This is a genomic window from Pantoea sp. PGP6 (assembly GCF_053474785.1).
In genome coordinates this window covers 334,614-357,336 of sequence record NZ_JBQBMA010000001.1, presented here as the reverse complement: position 1 = coordinate 357,336, position 22,723 = coordinate 334,614, and the positions used below count along the sequence as shown (strand labels likewise).

The following is a 22,723-nucleotide window of genomic DNA, read 5'->3' as shown; positions in this document are numbered from 1 at the left end:
CGTGTCCGTCTCAGGCGGTTTCACACCTGCTTTTCATTTCAGAGGAGAGAACGACGTGTTAATTTCACGTCGCTCTGCGTAATAATAAGATTTACCTGTGACTACCAACTCTACAAAATGCAGGCTTTCTGGCAAGTGAATTAATTCGATTACGCTAACTTTTTCAGCAGCGTAACTAATAACAGCCATTTTTAGATCACGAGACGGCGCAAAACGAATGACTGAAATGATTTCAGCAACCATATTATTGTTGTTAATTATGGACCCACTGGGCAATTTGCCCATTTTTATGTCGGTTTTAAAGCATCTGGAACCGAAACGGCGGCGAGTGGTACTGATACGCGAAATGCTGATCGCGTTAATCATCATGCTGCTGTTTTTGTTTACCGGTGAGCGCATTCTGGCTTTTCTGAATCTGCGTACCGAGACGGTGTCGATTTCCGGTGGGGTAATCCTGTTCTTAATCGCCATCAAGATGATTTTCCCATCGGCGGAGAGCAGCAGTACTGGCTTATCGGCAGGCGAAGAGCCATTCCTGGTGCCGCTGGCGATCCCGCTGGTCGCCGGACCGTCGCTGCTGGCGACCCTGATGCTGTTGTCACATCAGTACCCACAACAGATGACGCATCTGGTGGGCGCACTGTTGATTGCCTGGGGCGTAACGGTCGGTATTTTGCTGCTGTCGGGCCTGTTCCTCCGCCTGCTGGGCGACAAAGGGGTGAATGCGCTGGAGCGGCTGATGGGATTGATTCTGATTATGCTGGCGACCCAGATGTTCCTCGATGGGATTCGGGCCTACCTGAAGCTGTAGTCAGTTCCGTTCTTCCCGGTCACAGCAGGGAAGAACGGAACCAGAGTGGCCACGCCGTTACGATAACAACGTAAAGGCGATCATCCCCACCACCGCGCCAACGGTGCCGAGAATGGTTTCCATCAGAGTCCAGGTTTTCAGGGTCTCTGCTTCGCTGGCCCCGGTGAAGCGACCAAACAGCCAGAAACCAGCATCATTGACGTGACTGATGATAATCGACCCGCCGCCGATACAAATCGACAGTGCCGCCAGCTGAGCGCCGCTGTAGTGCAGCGGTTCAATCACCGGCATAATCAAGCCGACCGTGGTCAGACAGGCGACCGTCGCCGATCCCTGAATCACCCGCACTGCGCCCGACAGGATAAAGCAGGCCAGTGCAATCGGCAGTCCCGCACCGGTCAGCGCATTACCCAGCACCGGGCCGACGCCGGAATCTACCAGCACCTGCTTAAACACCCCGCCCGCACCGATCACCAGCAGAATAATACCCGCCGGTTGCAGCGCACTGCCGCACACCTGCATCACCCGCTCTTTGTCCATGCCCTGACGGTAGGCCAGACCATAAATCGCCACCAGCAACGCCAGCAGAATGGCGGTAAACGGGTGACCGATGAACTCCAGCCACTCATATAAAGGGGTGCCTTCGGTGGTGAAGCGCGCGCCGATAGTTTTCAGGCCGACCAGCACCAGCGGGAACAGAATCAATGACAGGCTGAAGCCAAACGACGGCAGCTTACTCTCATCGACATCCGGCTGATGATCTTCCGGCGGTGCGCTGAAGGAGACATGATTCCCGATGAAATTGCCGAACAGCGGACCGGCAATCAGCATGCCGGGGATCGCCGCGCACAGGCCAAGCAGGATCATCCAGCCAAAGTCAGCGTGCATCTGCGAGGCCAGCAGCATCGGCGCCGGGCCAGGCAACAGGAAGGCGGCAGCGGCGGCGACCCCGGCAAACAGCGGGATGACCAGCTTGACCAGATTGCCACCGGTACGCCGCGCCACGGCAAAAGCGATACTGATTAGCAGCACCACCGCCACTTCAAAAAACAGCGGCAGCGCGCAGATCAGGCCGGCAATGCCCATCGCATAGTGGGCACGACTCTGACCAAAGGTTTTCAGCATCCGGATAGCGATCTGATCGACGGCACCGGTTTCGTGCAGGATTTTGCCGAACATCGCGCCCAGCGCCACCACAATGGCGAGGAAGCCGAGCGTACCGCCCATCCCCTTCTGCATGGTTTCGGCGATCTGATTCAGCGGCATGCCGGAGAACAAACCGGCACCAATCGACACTAACATCAGGGCGACAAAGGCGTGCATGCGCGCTTTCATCACCAGAAAAAGCAGCAGCAGGACAGAGCCTGCTGCGGTCAAAACAAGTGTTGCGGTATTCATCTCTAACCCTGGCTGATTGCGTCCCTGATAGTCGCAACCGTAGCCGCCACAACCTCGTCGAGTGAATGATCGATATCCACCACCAGTACATCTGACTCATCGCTGCCGGGCTCTTCCAGCGTCGCAAACTGAGTGACCAGCATTTGCGGCTTGAAGAAGTGACCTTTACGCGCTTTGAGACGGGCTTCGATGGTGTCGAAGTCGCCTTTCAGATAGACGAAACGCAGGTTGTCATTACCCTGACGCAGAATATCGCGATAACTTTTTTTCAGCGCCGAGCAGACAATCACTGAAATCGCCTGGGTACGTTGCATCGCAAAAGCGGCATCGTTCAGCGCCTGTAACCATGGCTGACGATCGTTATCATCCAGCGGATGACCGTCGGCCATTTTCAGGATGTTGGCACGCGGGTGGAGAAAATCACCGTCGAGAAAGGCGGTATTCAGTTGATGCGAAACCTGGTTGGCGACGGCAGACTTACCGCTGCCTGAAACGCCCATCAGGATAAAAACGTGATGCGACGGGGATTGCGTTGTCATTTTTCTGCTCCGGCAGGGATGAATTTGCCAATGTTACCGATAACAATGTCGTTTCTCATTGTCTTGACCGCTTAACAGCCTGGCAACCTTTTTACCGGGAAAAGCACGAAAGTGTGAGCTGACTCATAAAATCGCCAGAATCAGATGCTGCCACCTTCACTGATTTCAAAACCGACATCGAGCGGTTGATTCACGCTGCTGTCACCGGCGATACGCGCCAGCAGCAGCGCCGCCGCTTCACGTCCCATCCGGTCGCGCGGCGTCAGTACCGTTGCCAGTTGCGGCGTCACCACCTGACTGATGTCGTGACCGTGAAAACCAGCAATCGCCATCTGGCTCGGCACCTGCAACCCTTGCCGCTGGCATTCAAACATCGCGCCGACCGCCAGGTCATCGTTGGTACAGAACAGACTGTCGGTTTCAGGATAGAGTCGTTGCGCTTCTCGCAGCAGATCACAACCGGCGCTGAACGACGAGGCATCTTCCATCATCACGCTGCGCGGCGTCAGCCCCGCTTCGCGCATCGCCGCTTCATAACCGCGCTGCTTTTGCAGCGTACGTTCATCAAGCCGCGCACCAAGGTAAACCGTATAACGATGGCCTTTACGCAGAATAGCCTGGGTCATCTGACGTGCCGCTTCCACGTTGTCGAAGCCTACCGCCATATCCAGGCAGGGCGTCACGCTGTCCATCACCTCAATCACCGGAATGCCGGCCACCTCCAGCATCCGCAGCGTGCCGGGAGTGTGAGTGCGTTCGGTCAGGATCACCCCATCAATGTTCCAGCCGAGCAGCGAGCGCAGCTGTAACTCTTCTTTTTGGGGGTTATAGCCGAAGTGAGCCACCAGCGTCTGGTAGCCCGCCTCATCGGTGACGGCTTCGATGCCGCGCAGAACGTCGGCGAAAACCTGGTTGGTGAGCGACGGCAGCAGCACGCCAATGGCGCGGCTGGTCGCATTAGAAAGCATGTCGGGCGCGCGATTAGGGATATAACCCAGCTCATCCAGCGCCACGGCAATCTTATCGCGCAGGGCAATGGAGACCTGCTCAGGATTGCGCAGGTAACGGCTGACGGTCATTTTAGTAATGCCGACGCGATCGGCAACGTCCTGTAATACCGGTCTTTTCTTCTTCATCGTAGCGCCTGGGATCGCCCTCATAGCTTAAGTACGATGAGTCTATCACTTTTCTGTCACCAAATTGCCAACCGGGCGCGACGTTGCGCGCCCGTATCCGAATCAGACCGGTGGCAGATCAAACAGCAGTACTTCGGCGGCGCTGCTGGCCTCAATGGTCAGTGCGCTTTCATCCCAGATCGCCAGCGCATCGCTGGTGGTGACCGCCTGACCGTTAACGGTGACATCACCTTTAACCACCTGAATCCAGATGCGACGACCGGCATCAATTGCGACGTTGTCCTGCTCACCCGCCGCCAGCACCCAGCGCGATAAGGTCATATCCTGATAAACCTTCAGCGAGCCATCACGCGCATCCGGACTCAGCACCAGCTGACGTCCCTGCACATCCGGGAAGCGACGCTGATCGTAGCGTGGCTCAATGCCGGTACGCTCAGGAATGATCCAGATCTGGTAAAGATGCAGCGGCTCGCTGGCACTGGCGTTGTACTCCGAGTGACGCACACCGGTGCCGGCGCTCATGATCTGGAATTCTCCGGCCGGGATCTGCTCTTTGTTGCCCATGCTGTCCTGGTGCTCAACTGTTCCGGAGAGCACGTAGGTCAGAATTTCCATATCTTTATGCGGATGGGTACCAAAACCCTGGCCGCCTTCCACCACATCTTCATTGATCACCCGCAGCGCGGAGTAACCCATAAAGTTAGCGTCGTGATAGCTGGCGAAGGAAAAGGTGTGCCAGCTATCGAGCCAGCCGTGGTTAGCGTGACCGCGTTCTTCAGCTTTACGTACATAAATCATGTTCAAATCTCCTCAATGTTTTTTATAGTCTCTCCCTGGGGCGCTTTGATTGATAGCTGAAAAACTTCACGCCTCTGTTCAAAATCATTGAACAAAAGCGGGCTTATCACTGAAACAGATCGAACGAACCGGATGTGATGAAGGGATGAAGGGGACACCTGACTTACAGGTTAATCGGATAAATCTGCCGGATAATAGCCGCGGGATAGTCAGCAGTTAATTTATTTTGTCGCGTCACCGGCTCAGGCATATTTATGCTCATGTGAAAGCACGCACAACCTTATTAAGGCATTAAAAATGATACCTTAAAAATAACGCTAAATAAGGGATAATTTTTGATACCTTAAATATTTATTTATAAAATGAATAATGTGATCGCCGTAAATAACCTGTCCTCATAAACCCTACTAAAATAGTCAGCAAATAAAAAGCCTGTTGCTTTAAATACCCTCCGATTCATTTTATTTCTGATTATTATTAGGAACCCAATTATGGATGCCGTTCAAAATACGCTGATATCAGATGAAACTCCACGCTGGAGAAAAAGCGATACCGTCTGGATGCTGGGACTGTATGGCACTGCAATTGGTGCTGGCGTTTTGTTTTTGCCGATCAATGCCGGTACCGGTGGTTTACTGCCGTTAATCATTATGGCACTGCTGGCTTTCCCGATGACGTTCTTTGCCCATCGTGGGCTCACCCGTTTTGTTCTTTCCGGCAAGAATCCGGGAGAAAACATTACTGAAGTGGTGGAGGAACATTTTGGTATCGGCGCGGGAAAACTCATCACCCTGCTCTACTTTTTTGCTATTTATCCTATTCTGCTGGTGTATAGCGTCGCAATTACCAACACCGTAGACAGCTTTCTCACCCACCAGCTTCACCTGATATCGCCGCCGCGTGCGGTGCTGGCTTTCATTCTGATTGTCGGCATGATGGCCATCGTGCGCTTCGGCGAAAAGGCTATCGTGAAGGCGATGAGTATTCTGGTGTTCCCGTTCGTGGCCGCACTGATGCTGCTCGCGCTGTATCTGATCCCGCAATGGAACGGAGCCATTCTGAATACGCTCTTGATGAGTGGTTCTGAAACCACCGGCGGCGGATTATGGCTCACGCTGTGGCTGGCCATTCCCGTGATGGTGTTCTCCTTCAATCACTCCCCGATTATTTCATCGTTTGCGGTAGCCAAGCGTCAGGAGTACGGCGATCAGGCGGCATCAAAATGTTCACGCATTTTGGCCTGTGCCCATATCATGATGGTCCTCACCGTAATGTTCTTCGTCTTCAGCTGCGTTCTGAGTCTCTCCCCGGAAAACCTGGCAGAGGCGAAGGCGCAGAATATTTCCATCCTTTCCTACCTTGCTAACCATTTTAACGCCCCGTTAATTGCCTGGATGGCCCCGATTATCGCCATTATCGCCATCACCAAATCTTTTCTCGGCCACTATCTGGGCGCGCGTGAAGGTTTCAACGGCATGGTGATTAAATCGCTTCGCAGCAAAGGCAAGTCGATAGAAATTAATAAACTGAACCGGATCACCGCCTTCTTTATGCTGGCTACCACCTGGATTGTTGCCACCCTCAACCCCAGCATTCTTGGCATGATTGAAACCCTGGGCGGACCGGTTATCGCCATGATCCTGTTCCTGATGCCGATGTACGCCATTAATAAAGTCCCGGCTATGCGCAAATATAGCGGTCATCTGAGTAATCTCTTTGTCGTCATCATTGGCCTGATTGCTATCTCCGCCATCGCTTTCTCTTTAGTTAGCTAATGCCGTCGCTTGCCGTACCGGTCAGCGCCTCTTTCATATTGCAATCCGCATGGGTGAATCATGATTAGCGTTTTCGATATTTTTAAAATCAGCATCGGGCCATCCAGTTCGCATACGGTCGGACCGATGAAAGCGGGTAAACATTTCGTTGATACGCTAAAAGAAAAGGGCCTGCTGGATCGCGTGAGCCGGCTGGTGGTGGATATTTATGGCTCTCTTTCCCTGACGGGAAAAGGTCATCATACCGATATTGCGATTATTCTCGGCCTGAGTGGCTATCTGCCTGACACCGTGGATATCGATCAGATCCCAGCGATCATTCGCGACGTGAATACGCTGCAACAGTTGCGTATCGAAGAAGGGCGGCGGGAGATTGCCTTCCCGGTGGCAGAGTGCATGCGCTTTCACAGCGAGTTTCTGCCGTTACATGAAAACGGCATGAGCATAACCGCCTTTTGTGACGGAAAAATCGTTCACGCCCAGACCTATTATTCTGTCGGAGGCGGCTTTATTGTCACCGAAGACGATTTTGGTAAAAACCTGGATAGCGAAGTCGATATTCCCTTCCCCTTCTACTCCGCCCGTAACCTGCTGGCGCATTGCCATAATAACAACCTGTCGGTTTCGGCCGTCATGATGAAGAACGAGATAGCACGCTATGGCCGCCGTGAAGTCGAAGACAATATGGCACAACTGTGGCAAACCATGCGTAATGCGATTACCCGTGGCATCAGTACTGAAGGCGTATTACCCGGTCCGCTGAAGGTGCCGCGTCGGGCCTCTTCTCTGCATCGCATTCTGGCACCACAGAGCCAGTCTATTAATCCCCTGAGTGCCATGGACTGGGTGAATATGTTCGCTATGGCGGTGAGTGAAGAAAATGCCGCCGGAGGACGGGTGGTCACCGCCCCCACCAATGGCGCATGCGGCATTATCCCGGCGGTACTGGCTTATTATGATCGATTCATCAAGCCGGTAACGCCTGAACTCTATATGCGTTATTTCCTGACGGCAGGCGCAATTGGCATTCTTTATAAGATGAATGCGTCAATTTCCGGCGCTGAAGTCGGCTGTCAGGGAGAAGTCGGCGTGGCCTGTTCGATGGCGGCGGCGGGTCTGGCCGAACTGCTGGGGGCCGATGCGGAGAAAGTCTGCATCGCGGCTGAAATTGGCATGGAGCATAATCTTGGTCTGACCTGCGATCCCGTTGCGGGACAGGTGCAGGTGCCCTGTATAGAGCGGAATGCGATTGCTGCCGTCAAAGCCATTAACTCAACCAGTATGGCGATGTACCGCACCAGCGATCCCAAAGTGTCGCTGGATAAGATCATTGAAACCATGTTTGAAACCGGCAAAGACATGAATGCCAAATACCGTGAAACAGCCCGCGGCGGTCTGGCGATCAAAGTTGCGATATGTGAATCGTAACGGCCTGAAAACCGCTGGCGGCGAGGCTGGCGGTTTTTTTAATTAACCCGGACCTGACAGAGGTTATGCTTTGAGTCGGGTTATTTTGATTCGCTTTCCGTGGCCAGATCGGACCAGACCATGCTGCGCACTTCAGAAGAGGTGTACCACTCATTTATGGTTGCGCTGGCAGGACGCTCAGCAACAGCTTCAGTGGTATCCGCCGCCGGTGACTGGCTGCGCTGTTTTTTCCGGATACGAATACGGGCAGGTGGCGCAGCGGTAAACTGCGCGTTAAAGGTTCGCATGTGTGAATCGGACAAAATTGACTCCAGCTGATGCAATCGACCAAGACCACGCAATATCCCAATTAAGGTGCTCAGGGTGACTGATTCACCCAACTCTGCCCGTTTAATGGTGGCCGTGCCGACGCGTGCGCGTTCAGCAAGCTCAATCTGCGAGAGCCCAAGCTGCATACGGGTTTCTTTAATTCGGCAGCACAATTCAGAAATAATGGCGCCATCGGACAGCGTATTAAAACGCATATCAATACCTCATTACTGGATATACAGAATAAATTATTGAGTAAACCAGCCGCTAAATAAAGCAGATAATTTTGAAATAACAGCATTAGCATCAAGGTAAGTTATTTATTAACCAGCCGACGGCAACGGGTAGGGAAAAATGTGATGTTAATCGCTATTCATAAACCCATCGCACGGGCTTTATTTTCCCGCGTCATCAATACCGTTTCGTGTCGGTATTTCAGGACGCAGTAAAAAACCGCCACACAGGTTTTTTATTAACAACTGACACCACCCAATATAACCTTCTGGCTTTATTTTTGATTGAATGATGGCTGTAGCTGAAGAGATGGCGAAGGGGAAGACGGTTACGCTGGCGGCCAGACAGCATATTAACCGCAGGGTCATCCTGCTGGATACGATGATCAGAGTGCCTGCTGCTTATCCCTGCCGATCGGTGAGTGTCAGTCAAAAAAAAAAGCCAGCACCCGGGCTGGCTAAAGTAATACTGGAAGCAATGTGAGCAATGTCGTGCTTTCTCAGGCTGTCGGGCGACTGCCCAAGAACGCATCGCAATAATAATCATTATCATTCGCGTCTGTAAAGCGATTTAGCCGATTTTTTTGTTGATTATTGGAGTGAATCCCTTGATGTTAAAAGGGATTTATCCATTTAATTCGCAGGGGGAGGCACCATGAGTGAGATAACCATTCGCCACGTTATGCCGGAAGATGCGGCTGCACTGCACAGGATTTATAGTCAGCCCGATACCCAGGCGAATACGCTACATCTGCCCCACTCGTCGCTACAGATGTGGCAAACCCGGCTCAGCACTCCCCAGCCAGGCGTACGTCTATTGGTCGCCTGTATGGATGACGAGGTGGTCGGGCAATGCGCCCTGGAAGTGCCCGAGCGCGCCCGACGGCGTCACTCCGCCACGCTGGGCATGGGGGTCGACGAACGTTACCGCCAGCGCGGTGTGGGCCGTGCCCTGATGCAGGAGATGGTCAGCTTGTGCGACAACTGGCTGCAGGTATCGCGGATGGAACTGACGGTGTTTGTTGATAATGCGCCGGCCATCGCCCTTTATCGTCGTTTCGGTTTTGAGATCGAGGGAACGGCTAAGGGCTTCGCAATGCGGCACGGTGAACTGATCGACGCGTATTATATGGCGCGGCTGAAATCCTGACGCCTCAGAATAAAAAAGGGCACCCTGAGGTATAATGCTCGTCAGTTAAGGTTAAATTTGTAAAGGCTGTCACGGTCAAACGTGGCAGCTTTTTTTACTGGGCGAGCGTGCCGGAATGCGGGCCTGAGCACCACTCTCATGCCCTTTCAACAGCACACACTGAAGCTTCAGAGCAGGCGGGTGCCGATCAGGGGCAGGCAATCCGCAGCGCTGAACAGAATGAGTCTGCCAGGAGAGCCCGCAGGACGCGGGCGAAAGGCGGGGCAGCACAGGATGAGCCATCCCCGGCGGTCCGTCAGGCAGACGAATGAAGTGAAGGAACCGCACAGCGGCGCGAGGACCGCCAGCCCCTGAGCGGCGCCAGACTGCGTTATCACCTGCTGCTTAACTGACGAGCATTACACCTTGCGCCTTAATAACCGGCACTGAGATCGTCAATGCTGCGCGGATCGGACGCGCCATACAACATCCCATCCGGCCCGATCATAATGCTCTGCGTACTGCCCATCGCTGGCAGCACTTTCACATGCTGACCTTTGGTTTCCAGCAGACGCAGGGTATCGGGGCTGAAGCCTTTCTCAACGCGCAGCTGATCGGGCAGCCACTGATGGTGGAAACGCGGTGCATTGGTGGCTTCGGCGACATTCATCCCGAAATCGATGCTGTTCACCACCATCTGCAAGACCGTGGTGATAATACGGCTGCCGCCCGGACTGCCGGTGACCAGCCAGGTTTTGCCGCCTTTCGCCACAATGGTCGGTGACATGGAAGAGAGCGGACGTTTCGCCGGCTGCACCGCATTGGCCTCACCGCCGACCAGCCCATAGACGTTTGGCGTTCCCGGTTTGGCTGAGAAATCGTCCATCTCGTTATTCATCAGAATGCCGCTGTTGCCCGCCACAATACCGCTGCCGAAATAAGTATTCAGCGTGTAAGTGACCGCCACCGCATTGCCCTGTTTATCCACCACCGAGAAATGGGTGGTCTGGTTACTTTCGTAGGGTTCGAGCTTGCCGGGTTTGATCTCGCTGGAAGGACGCGCTTTGGCGACATCAATCTGCTGCGCCAGGGTTCTGGCATAGGCTTTGCTGGTTAACGCCTGCCACGGCACCTTAACGAAATCGGGATCGCCAAGGTATTCAGAGCGGTCCGCATAGGCATATTTCTCCGCTTCGGCCATTACCTGCATCGCGTCAGCACTGCCAAAGCCCATCTTCGCCAGATCGAAGTTTTCGAGGATATTGAGGATCTGCACGATGTGGATGCCACCGGACGACGGCGGTGGCATTGAGAAGACCTCATAACCACGGTAGGTGCCGCTGATCGGCTTACGTTCAACCGCGCGGTAGGCCGCCAGATCGGCTTTATTGATCAGGCCGCCGTGCTGCGCCATCTCGCCCGCAATCTCATCGGCGATAGCGCCTTTATAAAAGGCATCCGGTCCCTGACGGGCAATTAATTGCAGGCTGTGGGCGAGGTTTTTCTGCACCAACCGGTCGCCCTTCTGCCACGGCGTGCCGTCCGCTTTGTAGAAGATCGCTTTACTGTTGGGATGGTTAATCAGCACTTCTTTGCCGTAGGTTTTCAGGTCATCCGCCAGCGCATCATTGACCACGATGCCGTCGCGCGCCAGTTTGATCGCCGGAGCCAGCAGCGTACTCAGCGGCAGCGTGCCATATTTATGGGCTGCCAGCGCCAGCCCCGCCACCGTACCGGGTGTGCCGGAGGCCAGATGCGAGGTGAGCGACAGCTTACTGTCGGCATTTCCCTGCTTGTCGAGGAACATGTCACGCGAGGCGTGGCCCGGTGCCATTTCACGGAAATCGATGGCGCTGGTGCGGCCGGACGCCGTGCGCAGCAGCATAAAGCCGCCGCCGCCGAGGTTACCGGCCTGTGGATGGGTGACGGCCAGCGCAAAGCCCACCGCCACTGCGGCATCAACGGCGTTGCCGCCCTGACGCAGAATCTCGACTCCGACCTGGGTTGCCATCGCATCGACCGAGGCCACCATGCCGTGCTGTGCTTTTACCGGGTGGAAGGTGTCGCTGTCGACGCCGTAGGAAACCGGCGGTGCCTGAGTCGGGGCCGCATTCGCCCCCGCGACCACGGTAAAGCTCATCACCAACGACCAGCCGAGCTGGCGTACTGTTGTCTGCATTTTCATCCCGCCACCATCCTTATTTGTTATTTACATTTTTTTATCATTTCCGCAAGTGGCTACAAATACAGCAAATTAGTCAGGGTTAAGTCAAATCAGGAATACATCTGAAGGTAAGGTCTGTGATATCGCGTAAACTTATGCATGCGACCCTGGACGCCGGACGATGGCGTTCAGCATCCAGCACCTGTCGCTTTCAGGAAGGAGGAATGATGAAGAAGTGGATTATTGCTTTGGCGGCTCTGCTGCCCTTCGCCACGCTGGCGAATACGCTGAACAGTACCAACGATCCTAACCGGCCCGGCTATAACCCGAGCCAGCAACGGATGCAGAGCCAGATGCAGGCGCAACAGCAACAACAGCAGTTGAAGCTGCGTCAGGACCAGCAGCGTCAGACGCAGGATATGCAGCGTAAGATGCAGGAGCAACGCAACAGCGCCCAGCAACGCGTGATCACCACCCAGCCGGGCCAGCAGAACCAGAATCAGAACTAGCTAAAATCGGGGCCGATGATGTCGATGCAGTCAGTACAGATGGCATCAACGCCCCATTTCAGCAGTTCCCGCGCCCGCTCCGGGCTGTTAACGGTATAAGCCAGAATTTTAAGGCCCGCCGCTTTCAGCTCCGCCACCCGCGCTTCGGTCAGCACTTTGTGATTGAGATGGATCGAAACGCAGGCCAGCGCCGAGGTCTTGTCGCGCCACTGGTCATCCCAGCTGTGCGACAGTAAACCGCGCGGCAGTTGCGGTTCAGCCTGCATCGCCGCGTCCAGCGCGACGTACGAGAAGGATGAGAGCAACGGCGGCGTTTGCCCCTGCCACAAGCTGGCTGCTGCCTGCGCCACTGCCCGCCCGGTTTCCGCCTCGCTGCCGGTGGTCGGTTTTATTTCGATATTCGCCATCATCTGATGCTGACGGCAGCGATCGGCGACCTGATCCAGCCGTGCCAGCTTCTCGCCGTTAAACGCTTTGCTGAACCAGCTGCCGGCATCAAGTTGCGACAGTTTCTCCCACGGCAGCTGCCCCGCGACACCCCAGCCATTACTGGTGCGGTCCAGCGTGTCGTCGTGCAGCAGAAAGATCTGCGCGTCGCCCGATAATTTGGCATCAAATTCAATCATCTGATGACCATATTTCGCCCCGACGTCAATTGCCGCCAGGGTGTTTTCCGGTGCCAGTTTGCCGCCGCCGCGATGCGCGACGATGTGCGGATAGGGCCAGTGTTGTGTGCTCATTCCAGACGCTTTCCATGGGTTGAATCGAAGAAGTGTAACGCATCTGCGGGCAGATGCAGCCACAGCGTGCTGCCGGGCTGTGGCCGCTCGCTGTGGGCTAAGCGTACCACCAGCGGCGTATCACCGATGCGGCCATGGGCAAGATTGTCAGCCCCCAGCATTTCCAGCGTATCAACCCGCAGCGGTACCCCACCCTGTTCACGGCTGCTGAGCTGGATATGTTCCGGCCGGATACCCAGCACCACCGGACGGTTGGCCCACTTCGCTTTGCTCTCGCTTAGCGGCAGGGCATGCGACGCGTCCAGATTAAAGCGGCTGCCATCACTGTTGAATGCGCCTTTCAGCAGGTTCATTGCCGGTGCGCCGATAAACGAGGCGACGAACTGACTGGCGGGACGCTCGTAAACCTCAACCGGCGTGCCCAGCTGTTCGACCACGCCTTTGTTCATTACCATTACCCGTTGCGCCAGCGTCATCGCTTCAACCTGATCGTGGGTGACATACAGGCTGGTGGTCTGCAAACGCCGATGCAGCTGTTGCAGCTCCAGACGCATCTGCACCCGCAGGCGCGCATCAAGGTTGGAGAGCGGCTCATCGAACAGAAAGACCGCCGGTTCACGCACAATCGCGCGGCCCATGGCAACGCGCTGACGCTGCCCGCCAGAGAGCTCACGCGGCCGGCGGGTCAGCAGATGATCCAGCTCAAGGCTGCGCGCGGCGTCCAGCACCCGTAGCCGAATCTGCTCTTTGCCCATGCCGCGGATCTTCAGGCCATAGGCCATGTTCTCTTCCACTGACATATGGGGATAGAGCGCATAGTTCTGGAACACCATCGCAATGCCGCGATCTTTTGGCTCTTCCTGCGTGACGCGTTTGTTGTCGATGTAGATGTCGCCGGAGCTGACGCGCTCGAGGCCCGCCACCATCCGCAGCAGCGTCGATTTACCGCAGCCGGAGGGGCCAACCATCACCATAAATTCGCCATCATTTACCGTGACGCTCAGCGGCTGAATGATCTGATTTTTACCATCGTAGGACTTGGTCACTGCCTGAAGGGTTACGCCTGCCATCTTATTTCTCACTCTCAACCAGGCCGCGCACAAAGGCACGCTGCATGACTAACACCACCACCACCGGTGGGATCAGGGTTAATAACATCGCCGCCATCACTTCGTTCCACTGGGTCGGTGAACCGCTGGTGGAGATCATGCTTTTAATCCCCGCCACCGCCGTGCCGAGGCTGGGGTCATTGATGATCAGCAGCGGCCAGAGATACTGATTCCAGCCGTAGATAAAGGTGATAACGAACAGCGCCGCCAGATTGGTTTTCGACAGTGGCAGCACGATATCGCGGAAGAAACGCATCGCGCTGGCACCATCAATCCGGGCGGCTTCCACCAGTTCATCCGGCAGTGACATAAAAAACTGGCGGAACAAAAAGGTGGCGGTCGCCGATGCCATCAGCGGCAGGGTCAGGCCGCTATAACTGTCGAGCAGATTCAGATCGGCGATCACCTGCACCGTCGGGAAAATACGCACCTCGACCGGCAGCATCAGGGTGATGAAAATCAGCCAGAAGAACAGCGTCCGCAGCGGAAAGCGGAACCAGACCAGCGCAAATGCCGAGAGCATTGAGACGGTGATTTTGCCGACGGTGATCCCGAGCGCCATGATGGTGCTGTTCAGCAGCATCAGGCCGAATGCCGGGCCGTTACCGTTCACACCGTGGGTCCAGATGCGCGAGACGTTTTCCCACAGGTGAGTGCCGGGTACCAGCGTCATCGGCACCTGATAGACCGCATCGTTATCCAGCGTGGCCGCCACGAAGGCGACGTAGAGCGGGAACAGGATGGTCAGCACGCCCAGTATCAGCACGATGTGGCTGAAGATATCCAGCCCGCGTCGATTCTCAATCATTGGTATTGCACCTTACGTTCAACGAAGCGGAACTGAATCACCGTCAGACCGATCACCAACACCATCAGCACCACCGACTGAGCAGCGGATGAGGAGAGATCCAGGCCGGTGAAGCCTTCGCGATAGATTTTGTAGATCAGCGTGGTGGTGGCCTGCACCGGTCCGCCGCCGGTGGCGGCATCGATCACCGGGAAGGTATCGAAGAAGGCATAAATCAGGTTCACCACCAGCAGGAAGAAGCTGACCGGCGTAATCAGCGGTAATGAGAGATTAAAGAAACGCCGCACCGGTCCGGCACCGTCAATCGCGGCGGCTTCAACCAGCGATTTGGGGATCGACTGCAGCGCGGCGAAGAAAAACAGGAAGTTGTAGCTCATCTGCTGCCAGATCGACGCCAGCACAATCAGGAACATCGCCTGGCCGCTGTTTTGCGCGTAGTTCCAGTTGTAGCCGATGTGGTTCAGCAGGTAGCTGAACAGGCCAAGGCCGGGATTGAACAGAAACATCCACAGCACCGCTGCCACGACCGGCGCGACGGCATACGGCAGCAGCAGTAGCGTCTGGTAAAGCTTGCGCAGCCGCACCACGTAATCCACCAGCGCCGCCAGTAGCAGCGATAACACCATGCCGCACACCGTGACCAGACCGCTGAATTTGATGGTGGTCCAGAATGAATCCAGATAGTAAGGATCGGCAAACAGCCGTTTAAAGTTATCCAGCCCGACGAAGGTGCTGGAGAGACCAAAAGGATCGAGGCTTTGCAGCGAATACCACAAGGCTTCGCCAGCCGGCCAGAGAAAGAAGATGGCGGTGATCACCAGTTGCGGCAGCACCAAAAGATAGGGCAACAGGCTGGTGCGAAATACCGGACGAGATGAAGACATGGCGCACTCTGATTCAGAAAGAGAAAGGGCCAGCCGGTGCTGGCCCGATACAGCGGATTACTTCACCTGCTGCTGGAAACGACGCAGCAGTTCATTGCCGCGTTTCACCGCATTATCCAGTGCGCCCTGCGGCGACTGTTTACCGGTCCAGACGCTTTCCAGCTCTTCATCCACCACGGTACGAATCTGTGGCATGTTGCCGAGACGCATCCCTTTGGTGAACGGTAACGGCGGCTTGTTCAGCATCTGACGGGTCGCGATATCAGCACCCGGATTTTTATCGTAGAAGCCCTGCTGTTTGCTCAGCTCATAGGCAGCCGTGGTGATTGGCAGATAGCCCGTTTTCTGATGCCATTCAGCGGCGATTTCCGGCTGGGCAAGGAACTGCATAAACTCAGCCACGCCTTTGTAGGTGGCCGCGTCTTTGCCCTTCATCACCCACAGGCTGGCCCCGCCGATGATGGCGTTTTGTGGTGCCTCAGGAACCCTGTCGTCATACGGCATCATGCCGACGCCGAAGTTAAATTTGGCGTAATGACGAATATCCGCCAGCGAGCCGGATGAGGCGGTGGTGATACCGCAATCGCCGTTATAGAACTTGGCGGTGGATTCATCTTTGCGGCCAAAGTAGGTGAAGTCGCCCTTTTTATTCATCTCTTCCAGCATCTGGATATGACGAACCTGCACCGGCTTATTGAACTCCAGGACCGCATCGCGTCCGTCAAAACCGTTGTTTTTAGTCGCTACCGGCAGGGCATGCCAGGCACTGAAGTTTTCGATCTGAATCCAGCCCTGCCAGCCGCTGGCGTAACCACAGCTCATGCCCGATTTACGCAGCGCCGCCGCATCTTTCGCCAGTTCCTGCCAGGTTTTGGGGGGCTGGTCCGGGTTAAGACCCGCTTTTTTGAACGCGTCTTTGTTGTAGTAGAGCACCGGCGTCGAGCTGTTGAACGGCTGAGAGATCAGCTGACCGTTGCTGTCGCTGTAGTAGCCCGCCACCGTCGGCACAAACTGTTTTTCATCAAACGGAATACCGGCATCTTTAAACACCTGATGCACCGGCACAATCGCCTGCGACGCCATCATGGTGGCAGTACCGACTTCATACACCTGCAACACGGCGGGTGCTTTGCCGGTGCGCACTGCCGCGATACCTGCCGCCAGGCTCTGCTCGTAGTTACCTTTGTAGGTCGGAACAATTTTGTAATCGGGATGGGCCTGGTTAAAGCGTTGCGCCAGCGAGTCAACTTCTTTGCCTAACTCGCCTTCCATAGAGTGCCAGAACGGGATCTCAGTGGCGGCCAGCGCCTGGCCACTGAGCGTCAGGCCAAGCAGCACGCCGATCAGGCTACGACGATAGGTAACGACGGACATAGAATTTTCCTGTGCAGGTAAATACGCGTGAAATCACGCATTTGTGGTTCGCGAAGTAACATGACACGGGAAAATGACGGATTAATAACGGGCGGATGACAGCCAGATGACAGGCTTAAGCGTGAAAAAGGCGGAGCGGCTACCGGCCGGGCTGAGATTTTTGACAACGTCTGGCCTGGTTGCTGTAAGGCTGAGCCCTGCACAGAGAACACGGTCAGATCGGAAAGACGCTAAAGCCAATCCATGACATGCCCGGCCCGCGCGATTACGCACCCATTTTGATGGCCGTGGGCGGCACATCACGCACCCATGTCGAAGGCCGTCGGCGGCGAAGCGGGCATTTATATCGAAGGCCGTCGGCGGCGCAGCGAGCATTTATATCGAAGGACGTCGGCGGCGCAGCGAGCATTTATATCGAAGGCCGTCGGCGGCGCAGGCAGGTTGTGGGCGGACAGCGCGCAGTAACCGGAGCGTATATACATACGTGAGGATTGCGAGCACTGCCCAACCACAACCTGACCAGTAAGCCAGGCCGATGCACCAAAGCGCGCAGTAACCGGAGCGTATATTCATACGTGAGGATTGCGAGCACTGCCCAACCACAACCTGACCAGTAAGCCAGGCCGTGCCCCATCAGGCACCCAGGTACGCGCTTCGGACGGCTTCATTGGAAAGCAGCGCTGCCCCACTATCCTCCAGCACCACATGGCCGTTTTCCAGCACGTAGCCACGATCCGCCAGCTTCAGCGCCTGGTTGGCGTTCTGCTCCACCAGGAAGATGGTCATCCCCTCGCTGCGCAGCTGTTCGATGGTGTCGAAGATCTGCTGAATAATAATCGGTGCCAGACCCAGCGACGGTTCATCCAGCAGCAGCAGGCGGGGCTGGCTCATCAGCGCACGGCCAATCGCCAGCATCTGCTGCTCACCACCTGACATGGTGCCGGCACGCTGGATTTTGCGCTCCTCCAGCCGCGGGAACAGTTGATAAACGCGCTTGATCCGCTCCAGATATTGCGGACGGCTGGCAAAAAAGCCGCCCATTGCCAGATTCTCTTCCACCGTCATACGCGAAAACACCCGCCGGCCTTCCGGTACGATGGCGATAGCTTCACGCATGATGCGCGCCGTTTGCCAGTCAGTAATGGTTTTACCGTCAAAGGTGATGGTGCCGTGGGTGGCACGCGGTTCGCCACACAGCGTCCCCAGCAGCGTGGTTTTTCCGGCACCGTTGGCCCCAATCAGCGTGACGATTTCGCCCTGATTGATGTAAAGGCTGACGTTATGCAACGCCTGGATTTTGCCGTAGTGGGCGCTCACGTTCTCAATGGTTAACATCGCATTTGCCATCTTACGCCTCTCCTAAATAGGCACGGATCACGTCCGGATTATTGCGAATTTCTTCCGGCGTGCCGTTAGCCAACGGCGTTCCCTGATTGACCACGTAAATGCGATCAGAAATGCCCATCACCAGCTTCATATCATGTTCAATCAGCAGCACTGAAACCTTGTGTTCACCGCGCAGTTCGGCAATCAGCTCATCCAGTTGGTGCGTCTCTTTGGGGTTAAGACCGGCCGACGGTTCATCCAGCATCAGGATTTCCGGACGCGTCACCATGCAGCGCGCAATCTCCAGACGCCGCTGCTGACCATAAGCCAGATTACCGGCCTGACGGTTAGCCAGATCCAGCAAGCCGACCCGCTCCAGCCAGTTGGCTGCGCGATCGAGCGCCTCGCTTTCACTGCGACGAAACGCCGGTGTTTTGAGCAGACCGGCAAACAGCCCGCTCTTCAGATGTTGATGTTGCGCCACCAGCAGATTTTCAATCACCGTCATTTCACGAAACAGACGCACGTGCTGGAAGGTCCGCACAATCCCCATCCGCGCAATCTTCTGGCCGGGTAATCCTTCCAGATGCTGCTCACGCAGTTTAATGCTGCCACCGGTCGGCTTGTAGAAGCCGGTCAGGCAGTTAAACACCGTGGTTTTACCGGCACCGTTCGGCCCGATTAGCGAGACGATTTCCTGCGGATGCAGCGCCAGCGCCACGTTGTTAACCGCTAACAGGCCGCCGAAGCGCATCATCAAACCTTCAACGGCTAATAAAGGCTGACTCATGCCTGTTCTCCTTGTTTACCTTGTCTGAGCTTCAGATGCGGACGCTTCATCGGCAACAGTCCCTGCGGACGCCAGATCATCATCAGCACCATTAAGCCTCCCAGCACCAGCATGCTGTACTCATTGAGATCACGCATCAGCTCGCGAGAGACCACCAGCAGAATGGCGGCCAGTATCACCGCAAACTGCGAGCCCATGCCGCCGAGTACCACAATCGCCAGCACAAAAGCCGATTCGACAAAGGTAAAGGATTCCGGGCTGACAAAGCCCTGACGCGCGGCGAACAGGCTGCCGGCAAAGCCGGCGAAGGCGGCGCTGATGGTGAAGGCAGTCAGTTTAATTCGGGTCGGGCTGAGGCCAAGCGAACGGCAGGCGATCTCATCCTCACGTAGCGCTTCCCAGGCGCGGCCCAGCGGCATGCGCAACAGACGGTTAATCACAAACAGCGTCAGCACCACCAGCAGCAATGCCACCAGATAGAGGAAGATAATCCGGTCACTGGGATCGTATTTCAGGCCAAAGAAGTGGTGAAAGGTATCCCAGCCGCCTTCACGCGGTGTACGGCCAAATTCCAGACCAAAGAAGGTCGGTTTCGGGATCTGGCTGATGCCGTTCGGGCCACCGGTCAGAGCGGTATTGTTGAGCAGCAGAATACGCACGATCTCACCAAAGCCCAGCGTCACAATCGCCAGATAGTCGCCGCGCAACCGCAAGACCGGGAAGCCCAGCAGCAGACCAAACAGCGCGGCCACCATGCCCGAGAGCGGCAGGCACTGCCAGAAGCCAAGCCCGTAATAGTGGTTCAGCAAAGCGAAGGTGTAAGCGCCGATGGCATAGAAGCCGCCGTAACCTAAAACCAGTAAGCCCGACAGGCCGACCACCACGTTCAGTCCGAGACCGAGCATCACGTAGATCAGCGTCATGGTGGCAATATCGACCGTGCCGCGCGACACCAGGAAGGGCCAGGCGAGGGCCGCCACGATCATTACCGCCATCACCAGTTTTTGCTTCGGCGTTGAGCCATCAATGCCTGGCAGCACCAGCGCCGGACCCGAGATTTTCTTCAGGCCGCTCTGCCAGACCGGCCGCAGCAGCTGGAACAGAAATACCACCACACAGGCGACGGCAATCCAGTTCCAGCGCACGCTGCCGGCGTTTTGCACCACCAGGTTAGTGCCGTCCAGATTCAGGCGCAGACCCATAAAGAAGCTGGCGAGCAGCAATAACATCAGCGACGAAATCAGGGCGTTGAGCAAGGAAGACTTCATACTTTTTCCACCTCCGGACGGCCCAGAATCCCGGTCGGCATCACCAGCAGTACCACAATCAGTAAGGCAAAGGAGACGACATCTTTATACTCGGTGCTCAGATAGGCGGAGGTCAGCGCTTCGGCGATTCCCAGCACCAGGCCACCAATCATCGCGCCCGGAATACTGCCAATTCCGCCCAGCACTGCGGCGGTGAACGCCTTCATGCCGGCCATAAAGCCGATGAACGGGTTGATCGATCCATAAAACTGGCCCAGCAGCACGCCCGCGACCGCCGCCATGGCGGCACCGATAACAAAGGTCAGTGAGATGACGCGATCGGTATTGATACCCAGCAGACTGGCCATTTTCAGATCTTCGGCACAGGCGCGACAGGCGCGGCCCATACGCGAATAGCGAATAAAGGTGGTCAGCGCCAGCATCGCCAGGAACGTCACCACCCAGATCACAATTTGCATGGTGGAGATGGTGGCGGCAAAGCCGTTGCTCTCGCCGACGGTCCACTGACCGGTAATCAGGCTCGGCAGCGCCAGGTCGCGCGATCCCTGGGTCAGGCTGACGTAGTTTTGCAGGAATATCGACATCCCGATGGCGGAAATCAGCGCAATCAGACGCTTGGAGGAGCGCACCGGCCGGTAAGCGACGCGTTCAATGCTCCAGCCGTAGGCGCTGGAGATAATCACCGCCATCACAAACCCGGCGGCAATCATCAGCCAGGTGGTGTCGATGCCCATCATCATCAGGGCGGCAATCACGATAAAGGAGACGTAGCTACCGATCATGTAAACCTCGCCGTGGGCGAAGTTAATCATGCCGATGATGCCGTAAACCATGGTGTAACCGATGGCGATCAGCGCATAGGTGCTGCCGAGGGTAACACCGTTGAACATCTGCTGGATAAAATAGAGGAACTGCTCGGACATACCTTAACCCTTACTTATCCGCTCGTGACCGAACGGAGTACAAAAAACGCCTGGCAGCACAGACCAGGCGTTAGTGTTGCAGGGGAGCAGGCAGCGGTTACCCGCTACCTGACCCGCCAGTAAACAGCCTGATTTACTTCACAGCGGTCGAGGTACCGTCGGCATGCCATTTGAAGACGCCGAACTCAAAGCCTTTCAGATCGCCCTTCTGATCCCAGCTCAGGTTGCCCATCACGGTTGGCACCGCAGCGCCTTCCTTGAGGTTTTTCACGATATCTTCCGGCTCTGCGCTCTTGCTGCGCTCCATCCCGGCCGCCAGAGATTGCAGGGCAGCATAGGTGGTCCAGACGAACGGACCGGTTGGATCGAGTTTCTTCGCTTTCAGCGCATCAACGATCGGTTGGTTGGTCTCAACCTGATCGTAGCGTTTCGGTAAGGTCACCAGCATGCCTTCAGAGGCGGCACCGGCGATGTTGGACAGCGAGGCGTTACCGACCCCTTCCGGACCCATGAACTGGGTTTTCAGACCGGCTGCACGCGCCTGGCGAACAATCTGGCCCATCTCCGGGTAGTAACCGCCGAAGTAGACGAAATCGACGTTCTCTTTCTTAAAGCGCGCCACCAGGGTGGAGAAATCTTTATCGCCTGCGGTGATACCTTCAAACATCACGATGTTGGCGCCCTGCTTTTTCAGGCTATCCTGCACTGAACGCGCCAGGCCTTCGCCATACTGCTGCTTGTCGTGAACCACGGCGATACGCTGCGGCTTCAGCTCGGTCATGGCGTATTTGGCCGCGGTCGGGCCCTGATCGGAGTCGAGACCGGTGGTGCGCATAATCAGTTTATAACCGCGGGCGGTGAGATCCGGCGCGGTGGCGGCAGGGGTAATCATCAGCACGCCTTCATCTTCATAAATGTCAGACGCCGGCTGGGTCGATGAGGAGCAGAGATGGCCGATAACATAGCGGATGCCGTCGTTGATCACTTTGTTGGCTACCGCCACCGCCTGTTTCGGGTCGCAGGCATCGTCATATTTCACCGCAACCAGTTTGTTGCCGTTGACGCCGCCTTTGGCATTAATATCTTCAATCGCCTGAGTAGCCCCGGCAAACTGCATGTCGCCATACTGCGCAACCGGGCCAGACATCGCCCCAACAATCGCCACTTTAATATCTTCAGCCAGCGCTGCATGGCTCATCGCCAGTGCTACGCATCCCGCCAGTAATGCGCGACCTTTCATTTTCATCCGGACTACCCCATGTGTTATGTCGT

22 protein-coding genes are annotated in these 22,723 nt (G+C 55.9%); 5 read left to right on the top strand and 17 right to left on the bottom strand.

Features of this window, described 5'->3' with window-relative positions; translation table 11 throughout:
* Window positions 1-33: 33 nt before the first annotated feature.
* Window positions 34-369 (bottom strand): hypothetical protein, encoded by a 336-nt coding sequence (locus tag ACLIBF_RS01645; protein WP_236566415.1) that lies wholly within the window; start codon window positions 367-369, stop codon window positions 34-36.
* Here ACLIBF_RS01645 and ACLIBF_RS01640 point away from each other — a divergent pair.
* Window positions 260-811: a YhgN family NAAT transporter gene (locus ACLIBF_RS01640; RefSeq protein WP_236566404.1), complete on the top strand. Its 552-nt coding sequence runs from the start codon at window positions 260-262 to the stop codon at window positions 809-811. The two genes, ACLIBF_RS01645 and ACLIBF_RS01640, sit on opposite strands and share 110 nt — an antisense overlap.
* Before the next feature lie 57 nt (window positions 812-868).
* Here ACLIBF_RS01640 and gntU read toward each other — a convergent pair whose 3' ends face one another.
* The 4 genes from gntU to ACLIBF_RS01620 form a co-directional block, all read right to left on the bottom strand.
* Complete coding sequence (gntU, locus tag ACLIBF_RS01635) at window positions 869-2,209, bottom strand: gluconate transporter (RefSeq protein WP_069729847.1); 1,341 nt, start codon at window positions 2,207-2,209, stop codon at window positions 869-871.
* A gap of 2 nt (window positions 2,210-2,211) precedes the next feature.
* A complete protein-coding gene (gene gntK / locus ACLIBF_RS01630; protein ID WP_031375627.1) occupies window positions 2,212-2,748 on the bottom strand; it encodes a gluconokinase in 537 nt (178 codons plus the stop codon).
* A gap of 140 nt (window positions 2,749-2,888) precedes the next feature.
* On the bottom strand, window positions 2,889-3,884 hold the full coding sequence (gntR, locus tag ACLIBF_RS01625; protein ID WP_159224111.1) for a gluconate operon transcriptional repressor GntR: 996 nt from the start codon (window positions 3,882-3,884) through the stop codon (window positions 2,889-2,891).
* A 102-nt stretch (window positions 3,885-3,986) separates the two neighbouring features.
* Window positions 3,987-4,682, bottom strand: a complete 696-nt coding sequence (locus tag ACLIBF_RS01620; RefSeq protein ID WP_031375625.1) for a pirin family protein — start codon at window positions 4,680-4,682, stop codon at window positions 3,987-3,989.
* Window positions 4,683-5,173: 491 nt separating this feature from the next.
* Between ACLIBF_RS01620 and ACLIBF_RS01615 the strand changes: the two genes are divergently transcribed.
* Window positions 5,174-6,457, top strand: a complete 1,284-nt coding sequence (locus ACLIBF_RS01615) for an HAAAP family serine/threonine permease (protein ID WP_448309196.1) — start codon at window positions 5,174-5,176, stop codon at window positions 6,455-6,457.
* Between the two features lie 60 nt (window positions 6,458-6,517).
* Window positions 6,518-7,885, top strand: a complete 1,368-nt coding sequence (locus ACLIBF_RS01610) for an L-serine ammonia-lyase (RefSeq protein WP_031375623.1) — start codon at window positions 6,518-6,520, stop codon at window positions 7,883-7,885.
* 80 nt (window positions 7,886-7,965) lie between these two features.
* On the opposite strand, the gene ACLIBF_RS01605 is transcribed toward ACLIBF_RS01610, so the two are convergent.
* Window positions 7,966-8,409, bottom strand: coding sequence for a helix-turn-helix domain-containing protein (locus ACLIBF_RS01605; protein WP_069729109.1), 444 nt, complete (start codon window positions 8,407-8,409; stop codon window positions 7,966-7,968).
* Window positions 8,410-9,082: 673 nt separating this feature from the next.
* Here ACLIBF_RS01605 and ACLIBF_RS01600 point away from each other — a divergent pair.
* Window positions 9,083-9,577 (top strand): GNAT family N-acetyltransferase, encoded by a 495-nt coding sequence (locus ACLIBF_RS01600; RefSeq protein ID WP_089561856.1) that lies wholly within the window; start codon window positions 9,083-9,085, stop codon window positions 9,575-9,577.
* Between the two features lie 412 nt (window positions 9,578-9,989).
* On the opposite strand, the gene ggt is transcribed toward ACLIBF_RS01600, so the two are convergent.
* Window positions 9,990-11,741, bottom strand: a complete 1,752-nt coding sequence (gene ggt / locus ACLIBF_RS01595; protein WP_279809619.1) for a gamma-glutamyltransferase — start codon at window positions 11,739-11,741, stop codon at window positions 9,990-9,992.
* A gap of 206 nt (window positions 11,742-11,947) precedes the next feature.
* Between ggt and ACLIBF_RS01590 the strand changes: the two genes are divergently transcribed.
* Window positions 11,948-12,229 carry a DUF2756 domain-containing protein gene (locus tag ACLIBF_RS01590; protein WP_031375619.1) on the top strand — a complete coding sequence of 94 codons (282 nt, stop codon included), beginning with the start codon at window positions 11,948-11,950 and terminating at the stop codon, window positions 12,227-12,229.
* On the opposite strand, the gene ugpQ is transcribed toward ACLIBF_RS01590, so the two are convergent.
* The 10 genes from ugpQ to ACLIBF_RS01540 form a co-directional block, all read right to left on the bottom strand.
* Complete coding sequence (ugpQ, locus tag ACLIBF_RS01585) at window positions 12,226-12,969, bottom strand: glycerophosphodiester phosphodiesterase (RefSeq protein ID WP_031375618.1); 744 nt, start codon at window positions 12,967-12,969, stop codon at window positions 12,226-12,228. The two genes, ACLIBF_RS01590 and ugpQ, sit on opposite strands and share 4 nt — an antisense overlap.
* Complete coding sequence (locus ACLIBF_RS01580; protein ID WP_279809618.1) at window positions 12,966-14,039, bottom strand: sn-glycerol-3-phosphate import ATP-binding protein UgpC; 1,074 nt, start codon at window positions 14,037-14,039, stop codon at window positions 12,966-12,968. Before ACLIBF_RS01580 ends, ugpQ begins: the two co-directional genes overlap by 4 nt.
* A 1-nt stretch (window position 14,040) precedes the next feature.
* Window positions 14,041-14,886 (bottom strand): sn-glycerol-3-phosphate ABC transporter permease UgpE, encoded by an 846-nt coding sequence (gene ugpE / locus ACLIBF_RS01575; RefSeq protein WP_089561859.1) that lies wholly within the window; start codon window positions 14,884-14,886, stop codon window positions 14,041-14,043.
* Window positions 14,883-15,770, bottom strand: coding sequence for a sn-glycerol-3-phosphate ABC transporter permease UgpA (gene ugpA / locus ACLIBF_RS01570; protein ID WP_046289367.1), 888 nt, complete (start codon window positions 15,768-15,770; stop codon window positions 14,883-14,885). Before ugpA ends, ugpE begins: the two co-directional genes overlap by 4 nt.
* A gap of 57 nt (window positions 15,771-15,827) precedes the next feature.
* Complete coding sequence (ugpB, locus tag ACLIBF_RS01565) at window positions 15,828-17,144, bottom strand: sn-glycerol-3-phosphate ABC transporter substrate-binding protein UgpB (protein ID WP_069729104.1); 1,317 nt, start codon at window positions 17,142-17,144, stop codon at window positions 15,828-15,830.
* A 633-nt stretch (window positions 17,145-17,777) separates the two neighbouring features.
* Window positions 17,778-18,491 (bottom strand): high-affinity branched-chain amino acid ABC transporter ATP-binding protein LivF, encoded by a 714-nt coding sequence (gene livF, locus ACLIBF_RS01560; protein WP_031376713.1) that lies wholly within the window; start codon window positions 18,489-18,491, stop codon window positions 17,778-17,780.
* 1 nt (window position 18,492) lies between these two features.
* The gene (gene livG / locus ACLIBF_RS01555) at window positions 18,493-19,260 is read right to left on the bottom strand and encodes a high-affinity branched-chain amino acid ABC transporter ATP-binding protein LivG (protein ID WP_448309192.1); all 768 of its coding nucleotides are present in this window, start codon (window positions 19,258-19,260) and stop codon (window positions 18,493-18,495) included.
* On the bottom strand, window positions 19,257-20,528 hold the full coding sequence (locus ACLIBF_RS01550; protein ID WP_031376711.1) for a high-affinity branched-chain amino acid ABC transporter permease LivM: 1,272 nt from the start codon (window positions 20,526-20,528) through the stop codon (window positions 19,257-19,259). Before ACLIBF_RS01550 ends, livG begins: the two co-directional genes overlap by 4 nt.
* On the bottom strand, window positions 20,525-21,451 hold the full coding sequence (livH, locus tag ACLIBF_RS01545; RefSeq protein WP_009087789.1) for a high-affinity branched-chain amino acid ABC transporter permease LivH: 927 nt from the start codon (window positions 21,449-21,451) through the stop codon (window positions 20,525-20,527). The genes ACLIBF_RS01550 and livH overlap by 4 nt, the downstream gene beginning before the upstream one ends.
* Window positions 21,452-21,584: 133 nt before the next feature.
* Entirely contained in the window at window positions 21,585-22,697 is a 1,113-nt protein-coding gene (locus ACLIBF_RS01540; protein WP_031376710.1) for a branched-chain amino acid ABC transporter substrate-binding protein, read from the bottom strand.
* Window positions 22,698-22,723: the final 26 nt, after the last annotated feature.

Excerpts from the sequence above, each read along its gene's own strand:
- ACLIBF_RS01640 (WP_236566404.1), top strand. The coding sequence starts at position 260 with ATGGACCCACTGGGCAATTTGCCCATTTTTATGTCGGTTTTAAAGCAT.
- ACLIBF_RS01645 (WP_236566415.1), bottom strand. The coding sequence starts at position 369 with ATGATGATTAACGCGATCAGCATTTCGCGTATCAGTACCACTCGCCGC.
- gntU (WP_069729847.1), bottom strand. The coding sequence starts at position 2,209 with ATGAATACCGCAACACTTGTTTTGACCGCAGCAGGCTCTGTCCTGCTG.
- gntK (WP_031375627.1), bottom strand. The coding sequence starts at position 2,748 with ATGACAACGCAATCCCCGTCGCATCACGTTTTTATCCTGATGGGCGTT.
- gntR (WP_159224111.1), bottom strand. The coding sequence starts at position 3,884 with ATGAAGAAGAAAAGACCGGTATTACAGGACGTTGCCGATCGCGTCGGC.
- ACLIBF_RS01620 (WP_031375625.1), bottom strand. The coding sequence starts at position 4,682 with ATGATTTATGTACGTAAAGCTGAAGAACGCGGTCACGCTAACCACGGC.
- ACLIBF_RS01615 (WP_448309196.1), top strand. The coding sequence starts at position 5,174 with ATGGATGCCGTTCAAAATACGCTGATATCAGATGAAACTCCACGCTGG.
- ACLIBF_RS01610 (WP_031375623.1), top strand. The coding sequence starts at position 6,518 with ATGATTAGCGTTTTCGATATTTTTAAAATCAGCATCGGGCCATCCAGT.
- ACLIBF_RS01605 (WP_069729109.1), bottom strand. The coding sequence starts at position 8,409 with ATGCGTTTTAATACGCTGTCCGATGGCGCCATTATTTCTGAATTGTGC.
- ACLIBF_RS01600 (WP_089561856.1), top strand. The coding sequence starts at position 9,083 with ATGAGTGAGATAACCATTCGCCACGTTATGCCGGAAGATGCGGCTGCA.
- ggt (WP_279809619.1), bottom strand. The coding sequence starts at position 11,741 with ATGAAAATGCAGACAACAGTACGCCAGCTCGGCTGGTCGTTGGTGATG.
- ACLIBF_RS01590 (WP_031375619.1), top strand. The coding sequence starts at position 11,948 with ATGAAGAAGTGGATTATTGCTTTGGCGGCTCTGCTGCCCTTCGCCACG.
- ugpQ (WP_031375618.1), bottom strand. The coding sequence starts at position 12,969 with ATGAGCACACAACACTGGCCCTATCCGCACATCGTCGCGCATCGCGGC.
- ACLIBF_RS01580 (WP_279809618.1), bottom strand. The coding sequence starts at position 14,039 with ATGGCAGGCGTAACCCTTCAGGCAGTGACCAAGTCCTACGATGGTAAA.
- ugpE (WP_089561859.1), bottom strand. The coding sequence starts at position 14,886 with ATGATTGAGAATCGACGCGGGCTGGATATCTTCAGCCACATCGTGCTG.
- ugpA (WP_046289367.1), bottom strand. The coding sequence starts at position 15,770 with ATGTCTTCATCTCGTCCGGTATTTCGCACCAGCCTGTTGCCCTATCTT.
- ugpB (WP_069729104.1), bottom strand. The coding sequence starts at position 17,144 with ATGTCCGTCGTTACCTATCGTCGTAGCCTGATCGGCGTGCTGCTTGGC.
- livF (WP_031376713.1), bottom strand. The coding sequence starts at position 18,491 with ATGGCAAATGCGATGTTAACCATTGAGAACGTGAGCGCCCACTACGGC.
- livG (WP_448309192.1), bottom strand. The coding sequence starts at position 19,260 with ATGAGTCAGCCTTTATTAGCCGTTGAAGGTTTGATGATGCGCTTCGGC.
- ACLIBF_RS01550 (WP_031376711.1), bottom strand. The coding sequence starts at position 20,528 with ATGAAGTCTTCCTTGCTCAACGCCCTGATTTCGTCGCTGATGTTATTG.
- livH (WP_009087789.1), bottom strand. The coding sequence starts at position 21,451 with ATGTCCGAGCAGTTCCTCTATTTTATCCAGCAGATGTTCAACGGTGTT.
- ACLIBF_RS01540 (WP_031376710.1), bottom strand. The coding sequence starts at position 22,697 with ATGAAAATGAAAGGTCGCGCATTACTGGCGGGATGCGTAGCACTGGCG.